The organism is Phytobacter palmae (assembly GCF_039409775.1).
Taxonomy (GTDB): domain Bacteria; phylum Pseudomonadota; class Gammaproteobacteria; order Enterobacterales; family Enterobacteriaceae; genus Phytobacter; species Phytobacter palmae.
In genome coordinates this window covers 244,579-253,352 of record NZ_JBCIVJ010000005.1, presented here as the reverse complement: position 1 = coordinate 253,352, position 8,774 = coordinate 244,579, and the positions used below count along the sequence as shown (strand labels likewise).

Below are 8,774 nucleotides of genomic sequence, written 5' to 3'. Positions count from 1 at the left end.
CCCCATACTATAGCCATACAACGCATATGGCCTGTGCGGAGGCTTGCCTCAGGCATCTGCCTGTCACCATCTCCATCTGATACATTTTTTTTTGGCTATGGCATGTAGCGACTTTCCTGCCATTCTGCCAATGGATCAATATTTTTCCGTTTCATCGTTTTTTTGATTATCATCTGAACTAATACCTGACTGCATTCGGCTTCCTCTGTAATAGCCGTGTGAATAAATTGCCAGGTGGCATCTGTTGTACAGACTAAAAGCAGTTAACCTACTAATACAGCCCCATGTCTGAGGAACACAAAACATCCTGTCAGACATGACGGCGTGAAGGATTCTCGGGCAAGGGATAAAGAATATGGCGCGGATAGAAAACCACAAATACAGCATTGAGGAAGCTTTCAGGGAATGTTTCTACATAGTCCCGGACTACCAGCGTGAGTATGTCTGGACGGAAAAGGAAGTGCGACAGTTACTGGAAGACATCGGCGAACAAATTGATGCTGGTAGCACGCGGGAATACTTCATTGGTACCGTACTGGTATCACCGACCGACCAGAAGAACCACTACGAGGTCATAGATGGTCAGCAACGGCTGACTACATTCTTCCTGTTGTTGTGTGCGCTCAGGCATATGTTTCAGGGGGAGCCACAACGGCAAATGATTTCCGGGCTGGTTTCGACCAGCTATGTGGACAGTGGCGGCGAAGTTCGCACCAACCTCAAGCTTGAACCTCGTTATGAGAATGCGGGTGAGGTGATGGACAGGCTGGTTGAACTGGATGCCGATCCACAGGCCGTGCGGGCAGGTATTCAGTCTGCAGGCATTACCAGCTTTGGTTCGCTGGAAAATCTGGTCGGTGCCTACAGCACGCTATATCACTACCTGAAGGACAACTACGATGATATCAGCAGGTTAAAGAAGTACTGGGGCTATCTTGCCAATAATGTGGTGTTCATCCAGATATCAACCGACGTCAGTAGCGCACTGAAGATTTTCGAAACGATCAACGAACGCGGCGTGGGACTGAACCCAATGGACTTGCTCAAGAATCTGCTGTTCACGCAGGTTGAACCGTCTGAATTTACTAAGCTCAAGGACGAGTGGAAGAATATCACCAAGCCTCTGGAAAAGAGGAAGGAAAAACCACTTCGCTTCCTCCGTTATTTCCTGATGGCTAATTACATAATCAGGAATGATCGCAATGACTCCGTGGTACGCGAGGACGAAATCTACGACTGGTTCGTATCCAGAGATAACACAGCTCTGTGTAATTACTCAGGTAAGCCCTTTGAATTTGTCCGCAAGGTGATCCGTAACGTCGAGTACTACCTAAACTTTGCAATGGGACTGGGAAATGACGGAACCCCCAGTGTGGCGATGGATAATCTCAGGCGGCTGGCCGGTGGCGCATTCAGCCTGCATTACGTATTACTGCTGGCGGCAGCTGGTTTCCCCAGGACGTTGTTTGAACATTTTGTGGCACAACTGGAGAGCTTTCTCTTCTACTACATATTCACCCGGACTCCGACTAAGGATCTGGAACGCAGTTTCTCCCTGTGGGCCGACGAGCTGCGCACGATTGCGGAGACTACTGACCCGGTAAAACAGAAAATTCAGCTCAACACATTTATCGTTGATCGTTTTGAGAAGAATATGGCGGGTAAGTATCAGGAACTGGCCGATGCCCTGAAACGCTTTACCTTATATTCAATGCAACAGTACAGGACGCGTTACCTGCTGGCACGACTAACACAGCACGTTGAAATGGCCTTTAGTGGGGTGAAAGTACCGGGCAGCCTTGAACCATTCACCAGACTGGAAATCGAACACATCCTTCCTGACAGGCCAGAGGCTGATCTGCGGGCCAGATGGACCGAAGAGAATCCGGGGATAGCCTATGACGATTACAAGAATCGACTGGGAAACCTGACCTTGCTGGAGAAACCCATCAACATTGTTGCAGGCAATGACTTTTACACGGCCAAGCAAGTTGAATACAGCAAGAGCGGAAACTACCTGGCCCGTAGCCTTGTGGCACTGACTCAGGTTGGACTAAATACGTCCATATCACGGATTAACGCAAAGCTGGAAGCATTTCCGGAATGGAATGCAGCAACCATCGAGAAGCGACATGCAATGCTTATTGCTTTGGCGCAGGAGGTCTGGAAGACGCACCCTGTTGATTGATGCCTGATGAGTAAGTCGGGTAATTATTCCTGAGGAATAATTTTATTGTTCATTCAGGAGAAAATTATCTGCATCAGGTTTCAAAATGGCATCTGAATCGATCATGAGCAGCGGCGTCCCTGCCGCTGCGTAGCCTGAGAGGCTTATTTCCCGCGTGATTTAAGCCATTTCAGGCGATGTTTGAGTTCCCAGTACTGCGGCTGTGCCAGAATACCCAGTTTCTCCAGTACCAGCGGTAGCAGGCTCCAGATGAACTCTGAGTCAAACAACGGCACACTGTACTTTTTCATCAGGCGGTCAAGGCGCTTACCGGCCTGCTTTTTAGTGCTACTCACGTTCTTACCATTCACCACCGCTGACGATTTATGCTCACCGAATGCCTGGGAAATGCTCATACCCTTGTCCAGCAAGACAGCCAGGGCGGGATCCAGTCGCTGATCCTTGCGTAATTCCCGGCTATAAAACATCAAACGGGACAACAGATTTTCCATCTTATTGATATGCTTTAACAGCATCTCCCCCTTACCGGGGGATAAACGCAGTTCAAAACGGACAAAATCACGGTACTGATCGGATTTAAGTACCAGCAGGGATTGTTGACCGTAGTCTCCTCCGCCTTCACTGCAAACAACATCCACTTTTTCATAGCAGGCAGCGTAACACTCTGATTTATGGCTTCCAATGTGTATCCCTTCCATGCCGTTGTCGGGAACAAAGACCTTACCGCAGCTAGCTCCCCTCAGACGGAGATAGTAGTCATGCAGACGCATCCCGACGATATCAAGCGCATAATGGATGTTCGTTATCCACGCTTTTTTCAGCGCAAGATAAAGATACCGCCCCAGTTGCACTTTTTTGCCGAGCCATAGAAACAATGCAGTCAGTTCCTCCGCCGTATAGTGCTGGGGGCTGAGTTCCATACGAACGGCGCCACGATGAGTAACATCCGAAGTTTTCCTTCGCTGCTTTGACGTGGGGCGATAGTGGATGACCAACGCCACAGGATGTCCCTTTGGTTTACTGGTTAACCGGATCTCCAGTGCGCGGTGATACAGCTCACCACACTCACGTTTTGACGTTTTGCGATTTTTGATGCTATAAACCTGCGTCGTTTTCATCTCTCCCAGTCGCTTAAACAACACCTCATTATCTTCTTCGCTCAAATCAGAGACAAAGGCCAGCTTATCCAGGCGGGAATAGATCTCGTGTCCTTGAGAGGTTAACCGCATAAAAATGGATTTTTGCAGCAGGTCATCAATCCGCTGCCAGCTTACTTTTTTGTCACTCATGCTCATTCCTTACGGACAGGGTGATACCTGCCCGGTGGCAATAGCGAACCATTCTCATGTTTCCCCACGGGGAGATGGCCACTACTGCCAGTTAATGGATTTAAGTAGTAGCTATCTGTAAGCAGGGGGGATATAGCAGGCTTATAGATGCGACGGATTTGTTGGCGCACGGCTGTTCACCCATTCGTCGATATCTGATTCCAGCCAGCCCACGCCCCGGCCCTCCGGGGATAAACGGCGTTGAGAGGGAAAACATCCTTTAGCGATGAGCCTGTAGAGGGTCGCGTTTGAGATACCGCAGCGGTACAGCACTTCTTTCTTCTTCAAAATCCGGCTAGTCATGGTTTGACTCCAGTTGTGATTGGAGCCCTCGCTTTAAAAACCGCCTCTGGCAGGCCATCGTTCCCGCGAAAGGTGATTGCCAATAAGAAATTGATTTATATGAAAATAAAAAAACAGAAAAAATATTTCCTATTGAGACTCAACATTTATAATTGAGTCTCAATTCATCTTTGGGTGAGCATAGATATGAGCGATGAAGATGCGAAAAATGTGGCTGTAACCCGCGCCGAGAGCGCAGACAGACAACACAGCACCAGTCCCAGTGCGGTAAGTCACCGTGAAAAAACACAGATATACAGAAATGCAGGGTTGAGTCTCAAGAAGGTCTATTTGGGGAGTGATGCACTCAGCAAACTTGCTGAGATTTACAAAATTCAGTACGGGGAAAAGCTAGATGTCAAAAGCATAGATCCCGTATTACTGGGTGATCTTCTCAGTTACTGTATCAATGCCAGCTACAACCAGCCCGGCACCCAAAAGATGTTACCTAAAACAGCTCCTGCTAAAATTGGGGCGGCCAAAACCCCAACAGGTCAGCGGCTCTATCGGTATCATCAAATGGCTAAGGGGACAAAAGAATGCCCTGATGCCGCTGCAATGGAGCCCGTCTTCAACTATCGAAATAAGAACCATAAGCCATTATTTCCTAACATCAGGCATGATGTCCCCGATTTTCTTCTTACTGAAATTTCCACCGAGACAGATGTAAGCTGTTGGGATGGGCCCGATAGTCTGGATGACGAAGATGATTTACCTGAATGTGAGTGGGCTACAGTTGAAATCCAGCGTCTGCGTGATGTTAAGTTTGTAGACAATCAGATACGCCAGTGGAATGAAGTGCCACCAACGTTGAGGACCAGAAAACGCCGAAAATTAAAACCGTAACGCTGATGAAGCGTGGATCAGTGTCGTTGCTGAACGTCTGTCATAGAGCGCTGTCGTGCTGATATCGCTGTGTCCGGCAAGCTGGCGTACGATATTGAGGTCGGCTCCCTGTTCCAGCAGCCGGGTGATAAACGTGCGGCGCAGGTCATGGGGCGTAAAAGGGCTGATTTGCGCAGTTTCCTGTAGCTGGCGCAGTATACCCGCCAGCCCGGCAGTGGTGAGCGGCTGACCTGTAACGCTCCCGCTGCGGTGAATCCGGCAGAACAAACAGTCGTTACCCGCACGGGCTTTTATCCACACCGCCAGTGCTTTCCCGACCACAGGGGACACCACAACAACACGTTTCTTACGCCCTTTTCCCTGCCGGATGGTCAGCGTCCGGGTGGCAACGTCATAATCGCGGGTCTCCAGTGCCACCAGTTCCCCTGCCCGCAGCCCGGCTCCACACAGCGTCAGCAGTATTGCCCGGTCCCGTTTCTGGCGGGATTTATGAGGATGGGCTTTCGTGGCGTCCAGTAACAGTCGTACTTCCTCACGACTCAGGGCACGTCCCGCCACTTCACTGTCACCCCTCACACCTTTCACCGCTTTAATACGCGCCAGCGCATCCGCATCCATCTGCCCGAGATTAAATGCCGTCTGCGCCACGCCTTTCAGGGCCGCCAGTACCATATTGACGGTCGCCACGGCATAGCCCTGCTCCGCCAGCGTGGCGCGGATTGTTGCCACATGGACATAGCGCAGCGCTGACCAGTCATGGCTGTCTGCGGTGGCGTTGTGCCGGAGTATGGCGGCGCTGAGGTTCAGCAGGGAGCGCATACTGCGCCGTCCGGTCGGGGCCAGCCCGTCCAGCCAGACGCTGCCGGGGTTGATGGTGGTGTGTGATGATGTTCTGCGTTGCTGCGGCATACAGCCTCCATTAATGCACATTAACCAAAGTCAGCGTGTGCCCTACAGCAGCCCGCGCTCCGCCATCGAGACCGTATGGTCCCCGGCAACGATAAAGTGGTCCGGGATACGGACATCAATCAGCGCCATCGCCTGCTTTAGCTGACGGGTCAGTGCAACATCGGCGTCACTGGCCACCGGATGCCCTGACGGGTGGTTGTGGACCAGAATCACGGCGGCGGCGTTGTGTTGCAGTGCCAGTTTCACCACTTCACGGGGGTAAACGGCGGTCTGGTTCAGCGTGCCGTAAAACAGCTCACGCCACAGCAGTACCCGGTTGCGGCTATCCAGCAGCAGTACGCCAAATACCTCCTGCTCGCGCAGTGCCAGCGTGAACAGCAGAAAGTCGCGTACTTCATCCGGGGATGTTAGTGTCCTGCCTCGTCTGACGGTGGCGCTGAGCAGCTTCCGCGCCTGTTCAATCAGTAAACGCTCACCCGTGGTCATGGTCTGATGCTCCCCGTTCGATAAAGTAGATGGCCTGACGGTAAAGCTGGTGTTTGCCGCGCTCCCCGCGCAGGGACCAGCGGCTGTGATGGATGCGCCTGTAGGTGTAGCTGTCGAAAAAGTACAGCCACTCGCTGTCCATATGTCTGACCACGGTCCAGTGGTACTGGTCTCCCAGCAGCACCACCCTGTCGGGGCGATGGTCGAGCCACTTCTGGCACTGCGTGAGGATATGGCGGGTGCTGAGTTTCGGGATATCTGTGAAGGGCTTACTGAATGTGAAGGGCCAGCGTTGCTGGCAGCGGGTCCGGAGGAAGTCCAGCAGCGCGTCAAGCTGGTCAGGTTCAGTGCCGGTGGTCAGGCAGATGGTAATGTCATACTCCTGGCTGAACCAGTGCACCATTGCCCGGAACAGGGGCTTTCGTCTGAGGCGCGGGTGGAGCCAGCTCAGGGCATTCACCACACTGTACAACCCGCAAAGGGTGTCGAGGTCTCCCTGCACGGCAGGCCGCAGGGCGTTACTGTCTTTCGCTTTCTGTTTCATATTACTGAGCCATTGTTGTCAGTTAACGACCCATGACGTCATGAGTACTTTTTATTACTGCGCGCGTGATCTGACTGCTGTGATTATCAGCGTTCCTGCTGAACGGTGACCGTGTAAATCTTCATCCGGCAGTAGCGGATAAAGTTGCGCTGCCACAGCTCAAACAGCGCCCCGCCTTCTTCTGCATCCGTGTCACCCGTCAGGGTGTGCCATATGTAGCGCTGGCTCCAGCAGACATCGAATTCTTTCTCCAGCTCCGGCCACGGGTGGCCCATATAGCTGAAATCGGTCACGTAGTCGAAATACCAGCCATCAGCATGATAGGTGAGACGAATTTCCACCGGGTGGAAGCCACCGGATTCTGCGGAGTATTTCGGGTCACGGAAATTCAGGGTAACGGCAGGAGGAATAAGCGGTGGCGGGGGTAAGTATTCAGTTATTATTTTTATAAAAGCCCGGCTGACGGGTAAATGCAGCCCTGACTGATGAACAGTCATATTCTCTTTCATGATGAACTCCGTTTATTGATGACGGATATATGGTACCGGATGATGCATATGTACGGGTGAACATCGTCACTTTCCAGATGGAAGTATTTCCTGACTGAGCTGCCATGACAGCAACAGAAATAACGTCATTTCCCGGCCGGTAAATATATACAGCCGTTATTCATTCTGTAATGACTTACTGATAGTGATGAATCGTGGACATCAGCAATCCTCCCGAAAAAAGGATAATAAGGACAGTGGATAATATATTGCGTCATGCCATGAATGCTGATACATAAAAAAATAGAAGTGTGTCAGCACAGTCAGTATAGCAAAATGGCATAACCAAAGCAATGTCATTATTAAATAATAACAAGTTAATTCAGGTGGTTACCATGCATTATATATTAAAGAAACTCATTCAAATCTAGCATTGCTCATTCTTATGTTTACGCCCAGAGAATAAATACAAGGTAATTATTAAGTATATTCATCAAGAAATAATATTAGTACACGACGTTGTTCACGAGTCAAACGTGGCCATATCTGCTCCAGACGTCGTTTAAGGTCAGCATCCTGTATCGGTATATATTCCTGATGTTCTTCTCCCACTTCTTCAAACGCCGGCTGGCAGTCTATAAAAAACCAACTTATGGGTGTATTCAGGCCAGCAGCAATATTGACCAGATGTGATACATTGATTTTATTTGTTCCCCTTTCATACCTGGAAAGTTGCTGCTGAGAGATATCAACCTGCTCGGACAGTTGTTGCGCCGTTATCCCCAGTTCCTTCCGCCGCATTTGAATACGCTGACCAACTTTCCTGTCAGCAGTATCCGATGTCAACTTTGCCATAGGTTCCTTCGCTCCCGATAATGTCTGTAACCGGAAGTTTGTGGGGTTTTTACTCTTGCATGAACATCCATTATGAACTATAAAGATATTTTCACTCTCTTATAGACATATTCAAGCAAAAAAGAGAAAATCAGAATGATGAAAAAAACAGCAATGTAACGCCACTATCCAAGGGCGGAACGGCTGATAGCGCAGGCACTGGATATGCGCCCGGAGGATATCTGGCCTCAGCGTTACCAGAACAAAAAAACAGACGGGAAAAGGAATGAGTGTGAGCGTCAGTGAGGTAGTGAACAGTTTCAGTTATCTCTATGCCTCCCTGTGGCGGAAGGAGTTCACCAAAACATTGCACCCCGGCGAATACAACGAAAGAGAACTTTTACCCCTGCTCAGATTCTACCTTTTAGGCTGGTTCGGGGATAAGGTGTCGCCTGAGGTGCCGGGGATATTGCCGGGTGCCCTGCGGGGTTCCGGACGGCTGGATTTTTTGATTGGTGACGTGGCGGTGGAGTTTGCTGTCAGGCGGCGATATGACCGGGCCTGCACACTGCGTCCGGAATATCAGGCGACAGAAGTTAAAAAATTGCTTAAATACAACGGGAAAGGGGTTTTGATACTTTTTGACTTATCCTACTCGCCGCTGACGCTTTCTGTTATCCGAGAGTACAGGTCTTTACCTGCTATGGGCAATCATATAAAAACTTCGTTTCATGTCGCCTATTTTTACCGTAACGAAAACGGTGAAACAGATCATATTCGGCGTCATATAAAAATATTTAGGTGATAAA

10 protein-coding genes and 1 pseudogene are annotated in these 8,774 nt (G+C 50.1%); 4 read left to right on the top strand and 7 right to left on the bottom strand.

The genetic code is table 11. The annotated features are described in order from the left end of the window. The first annotated feature begins 355 nt into the window (after positions 1-355). Complete coding sequence (locus AAIG39_RS09110; protein WP_343193676.1) at positions 356-2,188, top strand: DUF262 domain-containing protein; 1,833 nt, start codon at positions 356-358, stop codon at positions 2,186-2,188. Between the two features lie 143 nt (positions 2,189-2,331). Here the strand turns inward: AAIG39_RS09110 and AAIG39_RS09105 are convergent, their stop codons facing one another. Further along, complete coding sequence (locus AAIG39_RS09105; RefSeq protein WP_343193675.1) at positions 2,332-3,477, bottom strand: hypothetical protein; 1,146 nt, start codon at positions 3,475-3,477, stop codon at positions 2,332-2,334. A gap of 141 nt (positions 3,478-3,618) precedes the next feature. Continuing rightward, positions 3,619-3,819 (bottom strand): helix-turn-helix transcriptional regulator, encoded by a 201-nt coding sequence (locus AAIG39_RS09100; protein ID WP_071845961.1) that lies wholly within the window; start codon positions 3,817-3,819, stop codon positions 3,619-3,621. Between the two features lie 186 nt (positions 3,820-4,005). Here AAIG39_RS09100 and AAIG39_RS09095 point away from each other — a divergent pair, with 186 nt between their 5' ends. Next, positions 4,006-4,704, top strand: a complete 699-nt coding sequence (locus AAIG39_RS09095; RefSeq protein WP_052958923.1) for a hypothetical protein — start codon at positions 4,006-4,008, stop codon at positions 4,702-4,704. On the opposite strand, the gene AAIG39_RS09090 is transcribed toward AAIG39_RS09095, so the two are convergent. From AAIG39_RS09090 to AAIG39_RS09070, 5 genes are all read right to left on the bottom strand, one after another. Further along, on the bottom strand, positions 4,693-5,613 hold the full coding sequence (locus AAIG39_RS09090) for a tyrosine-type recombinase/integrase (RefSeq protein ID WP_343193674.1): 921 nt from the start codon (positions 5,611-5,613) through the stop codon (positions 4,693-4,695). The genes AAIG39_RS09095 and AAIG39_RS09090 overlap by 12 nt on opposite strands. A 42-nt stretch (positions 5,614-5,655) precedes the next feature. Then, positions 5,656-6,099 carry a RadC family protein gene (gene radC, locus AAIG39_RS09085; protein ID WP_343193673.1) on the bottom strand — a complete coding sequence of 148 codons (444 nt, stop codon included), beginning with the start codon at positions 6,097-6,099 and terminating at the stop codon, positions 5,656-5,658. Further along, positions 6,086-6,643 (bottom strand): hypothetical protein, encoded by a 558-nt coding sequence (locus AAIG39_RS09080; RefSeq protein ID WP_343193672.1) that lies wholly within the window; start codon positions 6,641-6,643, stop codon positions 6,086-6,088. The genes radC and AAIG39_RS09080 overlap by 14 nt, the downstream gene beginning before the upstream one ends. Positions 6,644-6,729: 86 nt before the next feature. Then, positions 6,730-7,152, bottom strand: coding sequence for a DUF2787 family protein (locus AAIG39_RS09075; protein WP_343193671.1), 423 nt, complete (start codon positions 7,150-7,152; stop codon positions 6,730-6,732). 459 nt (positions 7,153-7,611) lie between these two features. Beyond that, positions 7,612-7,986: a helix-turn-helix domain-containing protein gene (locus tag AAIG39_RS09070; protein ID WP_343193670.1), complete on the bottom strand. Its 375-nt coding sequence runs from the start codon at positions 7,984-7,986 to the stop codon at positions 7,612-7,614. Between the two features lie 171 nt (positions 7,987-8,157). Here AAIG39_RS09070 and AAIG39_RS09065 point away from each other — a divergent pair. Beyond that, positions 8,158-8,271 (top strand): annotated as a pseudogene (locus AAIG39_RS09065) (helix-turn-helix domain-containing protein); the annotation flags it as partial. Then, positions 8,252-8,770 (top strand): hypothetical protein, encoded by a 519-nt coding sequence (locus AAIG39_RS09060; protein WP_343193669.1) that lies wholly within the window; start codon positions 8,252-8,254, stop codon positions 8,768-8,770. The pseudogene AAIG39_RS09065 and the gene AAIG39_RS09060, both read left to right, overlap by 20 nt. Positions 8,771-8,774: the final 4 nt, after the last annotated feature.

Excerpts from the sequence above, each read along its gene's own strand:
- AAIG39_RS09075 (WP_343193671.1), bottom strand. The coding sequence starts at position 7,152 with ATGAAAGAGAATATGACTGTTCATCAGTCAGGGCTGCATTTACCCGTC.
- AAIG39_RS09070 (WP_343193670.1), bottom strand. The coding sequence starts at position 7,986 with ATGGCAAAGTTGACATCGGATACTGCTGACAGGAAAGTTGGTCAGCGT.
- AAIG39_RS09105 (WP_343193675.1), bottom strand. The coding sequence starts at position 3,477 with ATGAGTGACAAAAAAGTAAGCTGGCAGCGGATTGATGACCTGCTGCAA.
- AAIG39_RS09060 (WP_343193669.1), top strand. The coding sequence starts at position 8,252 with ATGAGTGTGAGCGTCAGTGAGGTAGTGAACAGTTTCAGTTATCTCTAT.
- AAIG39_RS09080 (WP_343193672.1), bottom strand. The coding sequence starts at position 6,643 with ATGAAACAGAAAGCGAAAGACAGTAACGCCCTGCGGCCTGCCGTGCAG.
- AAIG39_RS09090 (WP_343193674.1), bottom strand. The coding sequence starts at position 5,613 with ATGCCGCAGCAACGCAGAACATCATCACACACCACCATCAACCCCGGC.
- AAIG39_RS09095 (WP_052958923.1), top strand. The coding sequence starts at position 4,006 with ATGAGCGATGAAGATGCGAAAAATGTGGCTGTAACCCGCGCCGAGAGC.
- radC (WP_343193673.1), bottom strand. The coding sequence starts at position 6,099 with ATGACCACGGGTGAGCGTTTACTGATTGAACAGGCGCGGAAGCTGCTC.
- AAIG39_RS09110 (WP_343193676.1), top strand. The coding sequence starts at position 356 with ATGGCGCGGATAGAAAACCACAAATACAGCATTGAGGAAGCTTTCAGG.
- AAIG39_RS09100 (WP_071845961.1), bottom strand. The coding sequence starts at position 3,819 with ATGACTAGCCGGATTTTGAAGAAGAAAGAAGTGCTGTACCGCTGCGGT.